Source organism: Roseicitreum antarcticum (genome assembly GCF_014681765.1).
Taxonomy (GTDB): domain Bacteria; phylum Pseudomonadota; class Alphaproteobacteria; order Rhodobacterales; family Rhodobacteraceae; genus Roseicitreum; species Roseicitreum antarcticum.
Window position 1 is genome coordinate 47,140 of sequence record NZ_CP061502.1, and the last position, 16,377, is coordinate 63,516.

A 16,377-nucleotide genomic window follows, 5' to 3' on the forward strand; every position below is an offset into this window, starting at 1 on the left:
GTGATGCAAAATGATCCGAATTGTGCAGCAAAAACGGAAGTCGATCCATTTTCGCCTTGCCACCGCATTGTTTTCATTCGCTTTATTCAGAAGTTTTTGGCGGATGGGGTGGGATTCGAACCCACGGTACGGTTCCCCGCACGCTAGTTTTCAAGACTAGAGCCTTAAACCACTCGGCCACCCATCCGCAGTCAGTTGACAATGCGAAGGCCGCTCACAGGCGGTCCGCGTGCCAGTTTGACGACAGAGGGTTATCGCCCTTCGCGCAACCTTGCAAGCCAAACCGGCTGGGGCGAAAACAGTAACTATTAAAACAGCTAGATTAAACCGTCGCCGGCGGAAACGTGGCGGGCCCGTTCCCTTGGGCGGTGGAGCAGGGGCGCTGCCAGAAGGGGACCAGAAGGCAGCGAGAGGCGGAGCGGTGGATACGGGCAAGACGCCAAGCATCAAAAGACAAGGCAGCAAAAGATACGCGCTGCGAGGCTGGCGATGCACCGATGCGCTGGAATGATCGCGGCAAGCACCGCAATACGCCGAACATCGTATCGCGAAAAAGTAGTGCGGGAAGGGATGGCAAATGACGGGACATGCGCCTCAATGCGCGCAGGGGGCAGTTGCCTGCCCCCTGCTGTCGTTTTCATTCAGCGACACCAGATAAGACCACACGGGCGCCCTGACCGTCGCATATTCAAACAGTTCAGGGCAGGCTTCCCTCAACCCCACCGACGTAGAAATCCATCGACAGAAGCATGCCGTCATCAGGCAGTTCGCCCTCGGCCACCTTTACCGTGCCATCCTGGGCCAGCAGCGGTCCCTGGAAGGGATGAAAAGTGCCCGCCCGCATTTCTTCCATCTTGGCGTCAACGACATCCCGAACCTCTTGCGGCACGGCGTCATTGTAGGGGGCGATCGTCATCATATCCGCACTGATGCCTTCCCATGTGTTCGCGGTCTCCCACGTGCCGTCCAGCACCTTCTGCACGCGATCCACATAGTAGGGGGCCCAGTTGTAAACAAGCGCGGTCAGGTGCGAGTTCTCACCATACTGCGCCATGTCACCAAGGGCCACGACGTATTTCTCGCGATCCTCGGCAGCCTGCACCACAGCGGGACTGTCGGTGAAATGCGCCAGTACATCTACGCCTTGATCAAGCAGCGCATCAGCGGCGGTTCGTTCCAGCCCCGGGTCGAACCAGGACGAGATCCAGACAACCTTGGTGCTGAACTCTGGGTTGACCGAAAGCGCACCCAGCGTCATCGCGTTGATACCGCGCAGCACCTCAGGAATGGGATAAGATGCGACGACGCCCATGCTATCGCCCATCATGCCAGCGACCATGCCCACCAGATAGCGGCTTTCATAGGCGCGCGTGTGGTAGATCGCCAGGTTGGTGTCTTGCGTATAGCCGGTCGCGTGTTCAAACGCGATGTCGGGGAACTGAGCCGCCACCCGGGCCACTGGGTTCATGTGGTTGAACGAGGTGCCAAAGATCAGCCCGTAACCCTGGCTCGCAAACTGCCGCACAACGCGTTCGGCATCCGCGCCACCGTCGATGCTTTCGACATAGGCGGTCTCGATCTGGTCGCCAAAGGTTTCCTCCAGCATCAGGCGACCCAGATCGTGTTGATAGGTCCAGCCTGCATCGCCGATCAGCGATGAATAGACGAAGCCGATCTTCAGAGGATCGTTTGCCTGCGCAGCGCCTGCCAGCCCAAGGCCCAAGGCCGCAGCCAGCATAATTGATTTGGCAGAGGTTTTCATATGTTGCTTTCTCCTGTTGGTCGTTTCTGGTTGAACATCACATCGGACACCTGCGCGGCGTCCGGGATCGGGAAAAACTGCATCACGCAGCGGGACGGAAGGGTTTACCCAGACATCCGGGCGCACTGAGGCGAATGCGTGTCGCGTCGCGGCTGATGAGCACCAGCACAAGGATGGTGACCAAATAGGGCAGCATCGCAAGCACATGCGATGGCACCGCCACGCCGAGCCCCTGACCGTGGATCTGCATCACCGACACCAGCCCGAAGAGCCAGGCCCCCAGCACCAACCGCGCAGGTTTCCACGTCGCAAAGACCACCAGCGCCACCGCGATCCAGCCGCGCCCGGCCGTCATGCCCTCGATCCAAAGCGGCGTGATGACGCACGACAGATAAGCACCACCCATTCCGGCAAAGGCCCCACCAAAGGCGATGGCAGCAAAGCGGACCCGCACGACCGAGAACCCCAGCGCATGGGCGCTATCGTGGTTTTCGCCCACGGCACGCAAGACCAGGCCAACCCGGGTGCGCACCAGTATCAGCGCTACGGCGATGGTTGCGGCGAGGGCGAAATATACCACCAGATCCAACCTGCTGAAGACCGTACCGAGCACCGGCAGGTCGGCCAGAAACGGCACTTCGACAGGTTGCAGCCCGCGCATGTTCTGCCCTTGCCACGCCTGCCCCCAAAAGGCTGAGGCGCCGCCACCCAGAATGGTCAACGCCAACCCGGCCGCATATTGGTTGACCTGAAAATAAAGTACCAGAACGCCGAAAATCAGGCTGAGCAGCATGCCCGCGATGGCGCCTGCGATGAAGGCCAGCGTAAAATTCCCGGTGCTCAGCCCGATGGCAAAGCCCGCGACCGCGCCGACCAGCATCATCCCCTCCACGCCAAGGTTGACGCAGCCAGCCTTTTCGACGACCAGTTCGCCCAAGGCAGCAAGGATCAGCGGCGTCGCAGTGCGCAGGGCGGACACAAGGATCGCCAGAATGAGGGCCGTGTCGATCATGCCACAACCTTTCTTGCCCGGGCGCCCGTGCGCACAATGCGGAAGCGGACAAGCACATCGCTGGCCAACAGTGTCACCAGCAGTACGCCTTGAAACAGCTCAGCCACGGAAACCGGCACGCCCAGCATCTGCGCGTTCTCGCCGCCGATCATGATGAGGGCCAGCAGATGTGCGGCCAACACCACGCCCACCGGATGTAACCTGCCCAGAAACGCCACGATGATCGCGGCAAAGCCATAGCCAGGGCTGATCTTTGGCAACAATTGGCCCACAGGCCCCGCCACCTCCATCGCACCGACCAGACCGGCCAGCCCGCCCGTCAGCAGGAAGGACAGCCATACCATCCGGTTTTGCGAAAACCCGGCATAGGCGGCGGCGTTCGCCGCATCGCCGCCGACCCGCAGCCTAAAGCCCGTTACCGTGCGGGTCATCAGGAACCAGATGCCGATGGCGGCCAGCGGCACCAGAAGCCAGCCGATATGCAGCCTTGTGCCGGACCACAAAAGCGGCATCAGCGCCTCGGGGCTGAACAGGCGGCTTTCGGGAAAGCCGAAGCCCTGCGGATTGCGCAGCGCACCGTGCACCAGCCAGCCCAACAACTGGTCGGCGACGTAGATCAGCATCAGACTTGTCAGAATTTCATTGGCGTTGAAGCGGGTGCGCAGCAGCGCCGGAATCGCCGCCCATGCCATGCCACTCAGCGCGCCCACGATGCAAACCAGCACGAAGGTGCCCGGCACGCCTTCGCGCCACAGCGCCAGCGCCACAGTGCCGCCGCCGATGGCACCCAGCACCAGCTGCCCCTCAGCCCCGATGTTCCAGATATTGGCCCGGAAGCCAACCGCAAGGCCCAGCCCGATCAAAGCCAGAGGCATCGCGGCCAGCAACAGCTCGCTCAGGCCGAAGACCGAATTGATGGGCGCGATGAAATAAGCATAGAGCGCCGACCAAGGATCGCGTCCGATGCTCAGGAAAAGCACGAAGCCAAACGCCACTGTCAGCCCCAGCGCCAGCACCGGCGCGCCATATAGCGCCAGTGGCGACGGGCGCATGCGCGGGACAAGCCTAAGCGGCATCAGCATTTCCCTTCGATACGCCCGGGGCAGGGGTGCTCAACGCGCTGGCCCCACTCATCAACATGCCAAGGTGTTCGCGGGTGCAATCAGTCCGCGCGATGGGTGCGGACATCTGACCGTCGCACAAAACTGCCACGCGGTCGGACAGCGACAAAAGCTCATCCAGATCTTCGGACATCACCACCACCGCCGCGCCACGGTCACGCAACGCCACAAGGGCGGCATGGATCGCCGCCACCGCAGCCACATCGACGCCCCATGTCGGATAGGCCACCACCAGCGCAGTAGGCTCTGACAAGATCTCACGCCCAACGATGAATCGTTGCAGGTTGCCGCCCGACAATGCCTGCGCCGGGGTCGCGTTTGACCGGGTGGCGACGCGGAATTCGTCGATCACGCGGTCGGCGAAGGCTGTGCGTTTCGCGCTGGAGATGATGCCGCGCAAGCTGAGCGGCACGCGCCAATGCGCGGTGAGAAAGCCGTTTTCAGCCAGGCTCATCGGCGGGACGGCGCCACGCCCCAGACGTTCGCCCGGCACAAACCCCAATCCCAGCTTGCGCCGCGCGCCCGGCCCCATGCGGCCCACCGCCACATCGCCCAGTATAACACCACCAGCATCCGGCACGGTGCGTTCCCCTGACAGTGCTGCCAGAAGCTCTTCCTGACCATTGCCCGCGATCCCGGCAATGCCCAGAATTTCACCGCCATGCGCCACCATGCTCAACCCGTTCAGCGTCGTGCCATGCGGATTGGCTGCCTTTAGATGAAGATTCACGACGGCCAACTTCACCGGGCCTTGTTGGCCTGCGTGGTCGGCACCGAGGCTCGGCATTTCCTGCCCGATCATCATGCGCGCCAGATCGTTGACGCTGGCGCCCTCTACCGGAACGGTGCCCACTACGCGCCCGCCGCGCAATACGGTCGCCCGGTCACACAAGGCGCGGATTTCATCGAGCTTGTGCGAAATGAAAATGACCGATCGCCCCTCAGCACGCAGGCGGCGCAAGGTATCGAACAGGCCGACGATGGCCTGAGGCGTCAGCACCGAGGTGGGTTCGTCAAAGATCAGGATCGAAGGGTCCTGCAACAGCACCCGCACGATTTCCACACGCTGCTGTTCACCCACCGACAGGTCAGCCACCACGCGGTCAGGATCGATTACAAGCCCGTAGCGCGACCCGATATCGCGAATGCGACGCGGCAAGTCGCGGCGGATTTCCGGATCGTCCAGCCCCAGCGCGATATTCTCGGCCACGGTCAGCGAGTCGAACAGGCTGAAGTGCTGAAATACCACGCCGATGCCCGCAGCCCGCGCCGCAGCGGGCGAAGCGATGGCCCGCGCCACGCCGTCAATCTCGATACGCCCGGCATCAGGGCTTACGAGGCCATAGATCACTTTGATAAGGGTCGACTTGCCCGCGCCGTTCTCCCCCAGCAACGCGAGAATTTCACCCGGCTGCACACTGAGTGATACATCGTCATTCGCGAGACAGCCGGGATATTGTTTGGAAATGCCCAGCACCGCCAGCCGCGCGGGGGCTTGGCTATCGCTGGGACGGTCGGAAGGGAGCGGATCGGCGTTCATTGCGCCACCCGATCACGGGCGCGGCGCGGCTGTCCAGACAAAGGCGGCAGGCGGGCGGGTGGGCGTGAAAAATGCACCTGAAATAGACATGAGCAGAGCATTTCAGCCTAAATTTTGAGCGCTTTGATCGTTTTGCACGCGGCCCGTGGCAGCAACTGCCCGTTCGCTGCGCATAATGTGCCCGAGTCGCCCGCAGGGATGATCCGACCCCAACCGCGTGCACGCGCGCGCTGTCTGCAGGACTGGCGCCCGGTCATCCATCATCAGACCTGTTGCGCGTGCCGCGCCAGCGCCATCGCATCACGCATCACACACGCGGCATCGTACCAGTGCGGCAGGCGCTGCCCGCCCGCGCGGCTGGCAGCAGCCATGCCCGCGCGGTGATCCACGTCGGTCAGCAGCCGCGCCAAGGCATCCGTGAAAGCGGGGGCGTCATCTGGTGCAGTCAGTGCAGCGGCCGCTGAAGGCACATGCTGCGGCACCGCGCCGACGGCGCAGCTAACCATGGGCAGACCGTAAAGCTGGGCCTCGCTCAGCACCATGCCGTATCCCTCATACCGCGTGGCCAGCGCAAAAACATGCGCCTGCCGCCACAGCTGGTCAAGCGTCTCTGCCGACACCTCGCCGGTGAAGCGCACGCGCCCCTCCAACCCAAGGGCAGCGCGCTGGTGCAGCAGGGCCTGGTACACGCCCTCATCATGGGTCATGCCGACGATGGCCGCCTGCCAGTCCAGATGCCGCAGCCGAGCCAGCGCGTCGAGCAGCACGTCATGCCCCTTGCGCCGACAAATCAGCCCGACCGACAGGATGAGCGGCGGGTCGGCAGGCGGCGTCTGCACAACCCCTGTGGGCGGGCGGTCAAAGCCCGGGGGCGCAACCGATATCCGATCAGCTGGCACACCGAACTGCGCGATCAGAATGTCGCGCGTATGGGCCGAGGGTACGACGACATGTGCGGCGTGGCGTAGATTGTCGCGTTCGCGCGCGATCAGTGCGGCAGCGCGGGCGGGCGGCAGCCCGGCCTCCAGCCCCAGCGGGTGGTGCAGCATGGCCACAACCGGACAGGCCAGGCTGGCCAGCACCTCGGTGTCGATGGAGCCAAAGACCAGCCCGTCAAGGATCAGCACGGTATCTGGCCCCAACGCGCGCAGCCGGGTCGCCGCATCGCTGATCGCTGCATCGGTAGGATCGGGAAAGGACGAGATCAGCGGGATATATTGAACGGGCTGTCCGACCTGCGGCAAGCTTTCAAGCATCCGGCGCTCATAAATGTAACCGCCAGTGCGGGTATTCAGATCGCCAGGAATGGCGAAGGCGCCGTTTATGGGAATCATGGTTCAGCCCCTCAGTTGTTCGGGCGCGACGCGGGCCAGCACCGCACGCTCTGCCCAGCCCACCAGCGCATAGCCAAGTGCGGACCCCAGTGCCACGACCACCACCGCCGACCACAGCAAGTTGTAATCCGAGGTCGAGGCCGTCAGCGCCATCAGGTTGCCCAACCCCGTGCCAGTGGCCAGCCATTCCGCCACCGTCACCGCCAGCACGGCAGCGGGCACCGACATGCGCGCGGCGGCGAAGAAGGCGGGCAGCATGGCAGGAACCTGAGCATGCCACAACCGGGCCCAGCGGCCCGCACCATAGGTGGCCATCACGTCCAGCACCTGCCCGGGTGCCTGTCGCAGCCCGTGCAGGCAAGCGACCAGCGCGGGAAAGAAGATCATCACTGCCACGATGGTTACAGTCCCCACACTCTCACGCCCCAGCGCCAGCACAATCAGCGGCGCGGTGATGACAATGGGAACGGACCGCAGCGCCACGGCCACCGGCATCAGCACGCCCGAGGCGACGGGCGACAGCGCCAGCGCCATGGCCAGTCCCGCGCCCAAGGCCAGCCCCGCCAAATAGCCCGGCAGCACATAGACCAGCGATTGCGCCGTCGCCGACCACAACACCGCCCGGTTGGCTGCGGCTTGCGGCGCGGCAATCAGATAGGTCCACAGGTCATCAGGGCGCTTGGCGAAGAAGCGCGGCAGGGACAGCGCCTCCATCACCAGCCACCAGATTGCCAGCAGCACCGCGAGTGTCAGCGCAGCCGTAACCGGGCCACGCAGCCACCGAATACCCGCGCCACCCGGGGCGCTGACGGCGGGAGGGGCCAAAAGGACCTCTGGCCGGGCAGGGGCCAGCGCGTGCGCGATCCGGCCAAGCGCGCCATAGGCCAGCATCGCCGCACCCGATGCCACCGTCGCGATCGCCCATGTGGCAGGGGTGTCGAGGCCGCGCATCGCGCGCAGGGTCAGCACGCCCAGCCCGCTTTCCGCCCCAGTGAACTCGCCCACCATGGCCCCTAGCAGGGCAGCAGGGGCGGCAATTTGCAGGCCCGCCATCAGATAGGGCAGGGCGGCCATCAGCCGGATCTGCACGAAGGCCGTCCAAGCGCCCCGCCCATACAGGCGAACCAGATCGAACAGGCTGGCGGGTGCGGCGCGCAGGCCCACCAACAGCGGCACGAAAGTCGTAAAGAACACGGCCAAGGCCGCCAGCGTGATCTGCGGCCCCGGCCCCGGGCCATAGAGAACACGCAAGATCGGCCCCGTCGCCACCAGCGGCAGGCAAAACACCACCAGCGCCAGCGACGCGACCACGGGTGCGGCACGCGGCAACAGCGCCACAATCAGCGCCAGCCCCACCGCCGCCAGATTGCCCGCAACAAAGCCCCAGCCCGCATTGGTAAGCGTGATACCCAGCGCGCGCGCAATCAGCCCCGTATTCTCGGCGAGGTAGTGCGCCACCTCCCAAGGCCCGGCCAGCAGATAGTTGCCAGCAAGCGCCCAAGCTGCCCCTTGCCAGACCATAAGCGCGACGGCAATTCCTGAAAAAAGCGGCAGCGCCGGGTTGCCCTCAATGCTCCGCCCGCCCGCTTGCGCGCCGTGACCCTGCGCGGCGGTAGCACCAAAAGCCGACGCCGCTTGCAGCGTCCCAGTCATCGAAGCGGGGGCCGCAGCGCCGTCGGAAACGGCCCTTTCCCCGTCCGGTCTGGAGGCAGCACCTCGGCTTTCGCCCTGGGTTGCGGCGTTTCTTGATGTCATGCTTGGGGCCCCGGCCTATTGCGCCGCGTGGCGTTCAGCAACGCCGGGTTCGTCCCAGCCCTGCGCCAGCGCGGCACTGATCCGCGCCTCCAGCGCCAGCGCGGCCTCGCCACCCGGGGTCAGGTCGCGCGGCACCGCCACGTCGGCCACGACACGCGCGGGACGACTGGACAGCACGATGACACGGTCGGCCAATACCACAGCCTCGCGGATGGAATGGGTGACCATCAGCGTCGTTGTTGCCCCGGTGCGCCACAGGGGCGGCAAGTCGGCGTTCAGCCGCGCGCGGGTCAATTCGTCCACAGCGCCGAAAGGTTCATCCAACAGCAGCACCCGGGGGTGGGTGACCAGACAGCGCGCGATGGCGGCACGCTGGCGCATCCCGCCCGACAGCTCGGCCGGGCGCGAATCCTCGAACCCGGCCAAGCCCACGCGGGCGATCATCGCATCCACCGCCGCGCGGTCAGCGGGCTGGCGCGCCAGTGTCAGGGCCAGTGCCACATTGCCGCGCACCGAGCGCCAGGGCAACAGCGAGGCATCCTGAAACGCCATGGCCAGCGCACCCTGACGCTGAAGCGTCTGCGGGCTGGCCCCCCCGATAGATATCGTGCCAGTCCCGGGCGGCTCCAACCCCGCCACCATACGCAAGAGCGTCGATTTCCCACAGCCCGAGGGGCCGACCAGCGCAGTCATCTGCCCTGCGGCAAATTGAAGGTCGGTCCGGGCCAGAACCTCGACTGCGCTGGAGCCTTCGCCGAAAGTCTTGGACACATCAGAGCAAACGATGCCCGGCGCCACTGCGTTCGTGGGCCGGGCGTCTGCCGTGTCGCTTTTGGGGTCAGGAACCGCAGGCGCCATGACTGATGGACCCGTATCAGCCATGCACCTCATCCAGAATGCTGCGGTCCCACAGATCGGCGCTTACCGGGGTGCCCAGCAGGGCCAGCGTCTCGATATTCTCGGCAACGGTCTCCTCCGTGAACCAACCAAAACCGTTCGCTTCCGTCAGGTCTGAAAACATCAGCGGCACTTGGCGGCGCGCCTGTTCCAGCTGCGCGGCACGGTCGAGGCCTGCATCAGGGAAGCGCGCCAGCGTCAGGTCGGTCGCGGCATCGGTGTCGGTGAGGTAATCGGACCAGCCGCGCGCCTCACCCGCCAAAAGGGCCACCAGATCGGCGCGCCGGCTGGACAGTGAGTCATCCGTGGCAATGTAGGTTTGCGAGTGCAACTTGTAGCCGTAATCGGCCATGAGCATCGTAACGCTCTCGATGCCGCGCACGAACATCGACACCGGCAGATCGGTAGACCAGCACAGCAGACAATCCACCTCACCGGCGATCAGGGGGGCGGCATCGTATTGCGTCGGTACAATGGTGATCGCGTCGAAATCCACATCGTTCAGGGTGCACAGGGTGCGCAGCACCGGCGTATTCGCGGTGGCCATGCCAATGCGCTTGCCCTCCAGATCGGCGGGGGTATTCACCGGGTTGCCGGGCAGCGAAGCGATGGCGAAGGGGTTGTTTTGCATCGCCACGCCAATGATACGGAAGGGTGCACCCTGCTGCACGGCGGCAGCGGTGTAATCGGCGGCTGAGATACCGACCAGCGCCGTGCCCGCGACCACGGGGGGTTCGACCGGTGCGTTCGGCCCGCCGCTGTCCAGCCGCACGGACAGCCCGCGATCAGCCCAATAGCCGCGCTCATCCGCAAGATAGCTGCCCGCGAATTGCACCGAATGCAGCCACGACAGCTGCAGCGCCACATCGCGTTGCTGCGCCATGGCGGGGCGCGCACCAACGGCCCAACCGCCGAGGCCCGCCAACCCCATGCCGATCAGGTGCCGACGCGAAATGTCAAATCTGGTCATGTTGTGTCCCATTCGTTTGCTTCGCTGGAGAAAGTTCGGTTAGAAAAGGATAGAGGCGATGCCCCGTGTTTCAACCCAGCCGCTGACTTTCAGTTCCCTGGTGATGCCGCTCCGGGCGGATGTACGCGCAGATGCCGTGCGAAAAGGCGGTTTGGGCGTCAGGGGGGCTGCTCAGGCGGCGGTTCTTCCGGACGCATCAACGGTTAACTGCCGGTCGGGCACATCCCGCGTCGCGGCAGGACTGGATGCTTCACGCAGCACGACCAATCGGTAGGACATGATCCCGGCGCGATGCGCCTGCGTCAGAGCATTGCCGCCGATCATGTTGGCGAAGAGGGGAACCCGCGCAAGCCCCAGTGTATCGGCCATTGGCCCGGCCAGCCGTAGCGCCTGGTCCCGCCAGCGGTTCAGCCGCAGCATGGGGCTGAGATCAGTCTGGTCCAGAAGGCGATAACCCATCCCCTCCGCCGCCGCGACCAGCCCCTGCGCCGGTGTAACATGGCCCAGCCGCCAACCGCGCCGGAAGGCGGCGACCAGCCGTGCGGCCCGGTAGTCCAGCGCAGACACCGGGTGCGCCAGCATGTCGTCGATAATAACCAGCACCCCACCGGAGGCGATATGGGCGTGCGCACTGCGCAAGAAGCCAGCCGCGCTGTCCGCATGGACGTGGCTTTCGATGGCGATCACCAGATCGGCGCGGGGCAGGGTGGTGGGCAGGCCGAAATCACTGCGCAGCACGCGGATGCGTGACGCCATGCCGCGTGCTGCTACGTGGCGCTCGGCCAGCCGCACCTGCTCTGCGCTGAGGGTCAGCCCGCTGAGTTCGGCCTGCGGCCAGCGCGTGGCCAACTGCAGCAAGGTGCCGCCCACGCCGCAACCCAGATCGCGCACCCGTTCCGGCGGGCGCCCCAGCGCGTCCTCAGCAGCGCGTGCGACGAGGGTGTTTACATGGGCTGCCGCGGCCTCGGCATCGGCGATGCCCGGCGCCCAGAGTGGGCGGTGAATGGCCAGCGCCGCGCCACTTCCGCCCAGCTTCAGGAAACGCCGGGTGCTGGCGTCGTAATAAGCAGCGATCGGGTCGCCGGACGCCGCCGCTGCGCAGCGCTGTGGCCGCGGGCCGTCAAACCAGCGGGTCAACCGGGGCGCGACCAGCAAGGGAACAACAATCGGCATGACCATCAGCGCAGCCACCAGCGCGCTTCGCCATCCGACCGCAGACGCGGTGTCGGGGGCGCCGCTACCCGGCGCCGCGGTGTCAAAACCTTCCGCAACCATGCTGGCGCCGCCGCCGATCAGCAGTTGCGGCAGGGTCACGGCCAACAGGATAGCCAGGCCGGACGCCACCTCGGCCCGGCCCGGGACCAGCGCACGCGGGCCAGAGGTGCCTGCGGGCACCCAGCCGCAGTCGCGCCCCGACAGCACCGACAGCACCGCCCCAGTACGCCGGATCAGGCCGAGGGGGGCAAGCAGGGTCGACAAGACCAGTTCCGCCCCGACGCTGCGCCAGATCACACGGCGGCGACGCGGCCAAAGCGCCGCCCGCCCATAAGACGCAGCACCCGCCAGCTTCGGCACCATCAACAGCCCCATCGTCCCCGCGAGGGGCCAGAGCGCCGCCCCCGTCATATGCACCGCGCCCGACCCGGTCAGTAGTACAAGCGCCAGCCAGATCGGGGCGGAAAGATAGCTCTGGATACCCGCCAGCAGATGCAGGCGGCTGGCCGGGTGCAGCCCCGGCCCCGCGATCAGCAGCAGGTGTTGCAGATTACCCTGCGCCCAACGCCGATCGCGGCGCAGATGGGCGGCGATCGTGTCGGGCGCATCCTCGAAACTGCCACGGCTGTCGGGAACGATCTGCACCGCCCAGCCCGCGCGGCGCAGGTAGGCCGCCTCAATGAAATCATGGCTCAGGACCGGGCCGCCGAAGGGCGGGCGGCCGGGCAGCGGCGGCAGGTCGCAAACCTGCGCGAAGGCTGCCCGACGCAGCAGCGCGTTATGGCCCCAGTAATTGCCCGCATCGCCGCTCAGCCGCGCGAGCCCGCGCGCGAAAACCGGTCCGCAGAGGCGCCCGGAAAGGCGTTGCACCCCCGCGAAGCGGCTAGGCGCGGGGCGCAGCCGGATCGCGGATTGCAAAAGGCCAAGGCACGGGTCGCATGCCATCTGGGAACGCAATTCGGCCAGCCGCGTGGCGCTGAAGGTGCTGTCAGCATCCAGCACCAGCATCGTCTCAAACCCCGCGCCATACTGCTCCAGCCAGTCGCGCAGATTGCCTGGCTTGCGGCCCGTTGGCGCGGTGCGGTTGCGATAAGTGATCTGCCCGGCAAGCGGGCCAAGCACTGCCACCTCTTGTGCCCGCGCATCCGCACCCCGGGTGTCGGACAACACGAAAATCCGGCAACCGGCATCCTGGCCCGTCTGGCGCAGGCCCGTCAGCATGGCACCAATCCGGCGCGCCAGTGGCGCGGGGTCCTCACCGCAGGTCAGCCACAGGATCGCGCAGGGACCGGGCGCTTCGTCCCGCGCAGCATCATGTTCTGAAAGCCGGACGGGCAGCGCAGGGGCCACGACTGCGCGCGGCGACGGATCGCGAGCATCCGTGTCCCGTGCCATCCCCATAAGCGCGGTCACCGCAGTGCCCGCCAGCCAGACGGTATTGACCGCGAACAGCACAAGCACAAGCGCACTGAGGCCAGGATGCGTCGCGCCCCTGTCCAGCCCGTACCAAAGCGCCAAAACCAGCAGCGCGCTGAGCGCCGCTGTGGCGATCATCTGCCAACGGCGCAGGAGGGCGCCCCGCTTCATCAACGCCCGCCGACCGGCGGCCAGATGCGCGAAAACACCCCATCTCGCTGCACCAGATGCTTCAGTCCCGCCGCGACATGCAGCGCGACCAGCGCAATCAACCCGAAGCGCGCATAGGAATGAATGGTCTTTGCCACCCCGGCCAGCGAGTCCGAGCGGGGTACCAGCGACGGCATGCCGATGGCATCCAGCATCTCGATCGGAAAGCCCCCCGCCGCGACCCGAACATAGCCGCTGAGCGCCATGACCAGCAGCAGTATATAAAGCGCCGCTTGCGTCAGGCCCGCCGCCCGCACCTGCCAGCGCGGCAGCGAAGCGGGTAGCGAGGGCGCGCGGTGCGTGGCCCGCCAGACCAGCCGTAGCAGGACCAGCGCCAGCAAAATCACCCCACCGTTCTTATGCATGACAAACAGCAGGTTCTGCTGGGCACGCGGCAGCCCTTCGGTCTGCATATAGATGCCGATGGGGATCATAGCCAGCACCATGAGAGCCACTAGCCAGTGCAGCAGCCGGGTGGTTGCGGCATATTTCAATGGCCGCTCGTAGGTCGCGTTCATGCTATCCGCCCTCCGGTTTGCATCACAGGGTGTTATCATTGCCAACCAGATGAGATAGGGCAGCGGCGCGCAAGGCAAGCCTTGGCGCGACAAATGGACGTGCCGCGAAAGATGAAAGAAACGTGATCGCCGCGATGCGGCGTTGACAATCATGTAACGCAAGCAATCTGTACCTCATGTCACAAATTGCCCGCGCTCGCGCCAGACCCCCCGTTGTCCTTGCCCCGCCCCGCCGCCGCGTTCAGTGGCAGGCGGCGTTGTTGCTGACCCTGCTCATCCCTGCGGCATCACTGGGAAGTTTTGCGCTGGCCGGGACCGCAGGCGCACGCGGACCGATAGTTCCGGCGATGATTACGCTGATGATCTGCCTTGCAGGCGGCGCCTTGGTGCTGCGCGGCTTGGCACCCGGCAGATACCCGCACGCCCGGCTGGGTCTTTGCAATGTCATCACCCTGTCGCGTGCGGCGGGCATCGCTGTCATGGCTGGGCTGATCGCCGCGCCCGGCGCGCTGAGCGGCCCAGAAGCCTTGGGATGGGCGCTTGTCGCGCTGTCGGCATTGGTGTTGACGCTGGATCTGGCGGACGGCTGGGCGGCGCGGCGGTCTGGCCTCAATTCCACCTTCGGCGCGCGGTTCGATGTTGAATCCGACGTGGCCTTCGCGGTTGTTCTGGCGGTGCTGGCCTGGCAAGCCGACAAGGCGGGGGTCTGGTTTCTGACGCTCGGCGCGCTGCGCCCCGCGTTTTTGATGTCCAGCCTGATCTGGCCATGGCTGAGCGGCGCGCTGCCCGATGCAATGTGGCGCAAGACAGTCGCGGCGGTACAGATGATCGCGCAGGTGGTATTGCTGGCCCCGGTAGTGACCCCCCCGGCCTCTGAGGTGTTGGCCGCACTGTTGCTGGCCGGGGTGGCCCTGTCCTTCGCGGTCGACATCCGGGCGCTGCATGCGCGTCGGGATGTGGTGCACGGGGTATGAGTGGCCGGATCGCGCCACAAGCCATCGCAAGGCACATCCTGGCTGCGGCGGTGCTGTATCTGCTGCTGATCCAGCCAAACCATCCAGCCGCGATGACATGGGGCGCACTGCGCGCCTTTCCGCTGGAATTGCCGGTGATCCTGTCGCTGCTGGTCCTCACCGGAAACGGCTGGACGGGGCGCGTGCTGCGCGCGGTGCTGATAACGCTCTTGATGGCGGTTGCGCTGCTTAAGTTGGCAGATTTTGGCACGTTTGTCGCATTCAACCGCGGGTTCAACCTGTTGGTGGACCTCAACCTGCTGCATGCGGGGTGGACCTTGGCGCAGGGCACATTCGGCATGGCGCTGGCCATGCTGGCAGGTTTGGGCGCTTTGGGCGCGCTGGTACTGATGGCCGGAATGTTGTGGTGGGCCACCGGTGTCTGGGCGCGGCACGGCCGCCCCGGCTGGCTGCGCGTCACGGCGGCAATTCTGATCCTGCCCGCCACGGTGGCAGCGGTGGCCGAGGTCGGACAAGCGCGGCGCCTGTGGTCCCTGCCCGCACCTGTCGCCGATGCAATCCCCGGTGCCGCCTTCACCGCCCGGCTCGCTCTGGAACGTGTGATGCAATTCGCCGAGACACGCGCCGAACTCGCCGCCTTCCGCACGGCAGCGCGCACAGATCCAATGGCGGGCGGCGGTCCATTTCTTGACCTTGCGGGCGACCGCGATGTGATCTTGATCTACGTCGAAAGCTATGGACGGGCGAGCTTTGACAACCCGCTCTACCGCCCCACCCATAGCGCTACCCTGCGCCAGATCGGCGCCGACTTGGACGGCCGGGGCCTTGCCATGCGGTCGGGCTGGGCAGTCGCGCCGATGACCGGGGGGCAAAGCTGGCTGGCGCATGGCACCGTCGCCTCGGGGTTGTGGCTCGACGATCAGGGCCGCTACCGCGCCCTTCTGGCCAGCGAGCGCCAGACCCTGTTCCACTATGCCAGTGCCAGCGGGCGGCGCAGCGTGGCGATCATGCCCGCACATGTCTTCCCTTGGCCCGAGGGCGCGTATTTCGGTTTCGACGCCATCTACAACGCCCCCGATCTGGGCTACGAGGGGCAACCATTCAACTGGGTCACCATGCCGGACCAATTCACCCTGACCGCGCTGGACCGGCTGGAGCGCACGCGTCCGCAAGGCACGCCCGGGCGCGATCCACTTCTGGCGCAAGTGGCGTTGGTATCATCGCATGCGCCATGGGTTCCGATCCCGCCGGTGATCGACTGGGAGGCCGTGGGCGACGGTACGGTCTTCGACCCTTGGGCGACCTCGGGCGATCCCCCCGATGTGGTGTGGCGTGACCATGACCGGGTGCGCGAACAATACCGCCGCGCCATCGACTACAGCCTACAGACCGTGGGATCATGGGCGGCGCGCCATGCGGACAACCCACCGCTGATCATCATGCTGGGCGACCATCAAACCGCAGGATTCGTGTCCGGTGTGACCGGGTTCGATGTGCCGGTGCATATCATCGGCCCGCCTGATCTGGTCGCGCGGTTCGACGGTCCTGGCTGGCAGGCTGGGATGTTCCCCGATCCCGCTGCGCCCGCGCTGCGCATGGATGCAATGCGCGATGTCATCCTGCGCGCCCTGTCCTCGGACGCACCATGAAGGC

Annotated in this window: 12 protein-coding genes and 1 tRNA gene; 2 read left to right on the forward strand and 11 right to left on the reverse strand. The window is 65.7% G+C overall.

Annotated features, from left to right (window positions below; translation table 11 throughout):
- Positions 1–97 precede the first annotated feature (97 nt).
- The 11 genes from H9529_RS18770 to H9529_RS18820 form a co-directional block, all read right to left on the reverse strand.
- Positions 98–187: transfer RNA gene (locus H9529_RS18770), tRNA-Ser, on the reverse strand.
- Positions 188–697: 510 nt separating this feature from the next.
- Positions 698–1,762: a BMP family ABC transporter substrate-binding protein gene (locus tag H9529_RS18775; RefSeq protein WP_092889162.1), complete on the reverse strand. Its 1,065-nt coding sequence runs from the start codon at positions 1,760–1,762 to the stop codon at positions 698–700.
- 82 nt (positions 1,763–1,844) lie between these two features.
- The gene (locus H9529_RS18780; RefSeq protein WP_218132142.1) at positions 1,845–2,771 is read right to left on the reverse strand and encodes an ABC transporter permease; all 927 of its coding nucleotides are present in this window, start codon (positions 2,769–2,771) and stop codon (positions 1,845–1,847) included.
- Positions 2,771–3,850, reverse strand: coding sequence for an ABC transporter permease (locus H9529_RS18785; protein WP_092889156.1), 1,080 nt, complete (start codon positions 3,848–3,850; stop codon positions 2,771–2,773). Before H9529_RS18785 ends, H9529_RS18780 begins: the two co-directional genes overlap by 1 nt.
- Positions 3,840–5,435, reverse strand: a complete 1,596-nt coding sequence (locus H9529_RS18790; protein ID WP_092889153.1) for an ABC transporter ATP-binding protein — start codon at positions 5,433–5,435, stop codon at positions 3,840–3,842. Before H9529_RS18790 ends, H9529_RS18785 begins: the two co-directional genes overlap by 11 nt.
- Before the next feature lie 263 nt (positions 5,436–5,698).
- A complete protein-coding gene (locus H9529_RS18795) occupies positions 5,699–6,769 on the reverse strand; it encodes a glycosyltransferase family 4 protein (RefSeq protein ID WP_223814426.1) in 1,071 nt (356 codons plus the stop codon).
- 3 nt (positions 6,770–6,772) lie between these two features.
- Positions 6,773–8,422: an ABC transporter permease gene (locus H9529_RS18800; protein ID WP_092889150.1), complete on the reverse strand. Its 1,650-nt coding sequence runs from the start codon at positions 8,420–8,422 to the stop codon at positions 6,773–6,775.
- Positions 8,423–8,539: 117 nt separating this feature from the next.
- A complete protein-coding gene (locus H9529_RS18805; RefSeq protein WP_223814427.1) occupies positions 8,540–9,406 on the reverse strand; it encodes an ABC transporter ATP-binding protein in 867 nt (288 codons plus the stop codon).
- Positions 9,399–10,391 carry an ABC transporter substrate-binding protein gene (locus tag H9529_RS18810; RefSeq protein WP_176847093.1) on the reverse strand — a complete coding sequence of 331 codons (993 nt, stop codon included), beginning with the start codon at positions 10,389–10,391 and terminating at the stop codon, positions 9,399–9,401. The genes H9529_RS18805 and H9529_RS18810 overlap by 8 nt, the downstream gene beginning before the upstream one ends.
- Before the next feature lie 171 nt (positions 10,392–10,562).
- Positions 10,563–13,193 carry a glucans biosynthesis glucosyltransferase MdoH gene (mdoH, locus tag H9529_RS18815; RefSeq protein ID WP_092889143.1) on the reverse strand — a complete coding sequence of 877 codons (2,631 nt, stop codon included), beginning with the start codon at positions 13,191–13,193 and terminating at the stop codon, positions 10,563–10,565.
- The gene (locus H9529_RS18820; RefSeq protein ID WP_092889262.1) at positions 13,193–13,750 is read right to left on the reverse strand and encodes a cytochrome b; all 558 of its coding nucleotides are present in this window, start codon (positions 13,748–13,750) and stop codon (positions 13,193–13,195) included. The genes mdoH and H9529_RS18820 overlap by 1 nt, the downstream gene beginning before the upstream one ends.
- Before the next feature lie 260 nt (positions 13,751–14,010).
- On the opposite strand from H9529_RS18820, the gene H9529_RS18825 reads away from it, so the two are divergent.
- Both H9529_RS18825 and H9529_RS18830 read left to right on the forward strand, forming a co-directional pair.
- Positions 14,011–14,724: a CDP-alcohol phosphatidyltransferase family protein gene (locus tag H9529_RS18825; RefSeq protein WP_176847092.1), complete on the forward strand. Its 714-nt coding sequence runs from the start codon at positions 14,011–14,013 to the stop codon at positions 14,722–14,724.
- A complete protein-coding gene (locus H9529_RS18830; RefSeq protein WP_223814428.1) occupies positions 14,721–16,373 on the forward strand; it encodes an alkaline phosphatase family protein in 1,653 nt (550 codons plus the stop codon). Before H9529_RS18825 ends, H9529_RS18830 begins: the two co-directional genes overlap by 4 nt.
- Positions 16,374–16,377 lie beyond the last annotated feature (4 nt).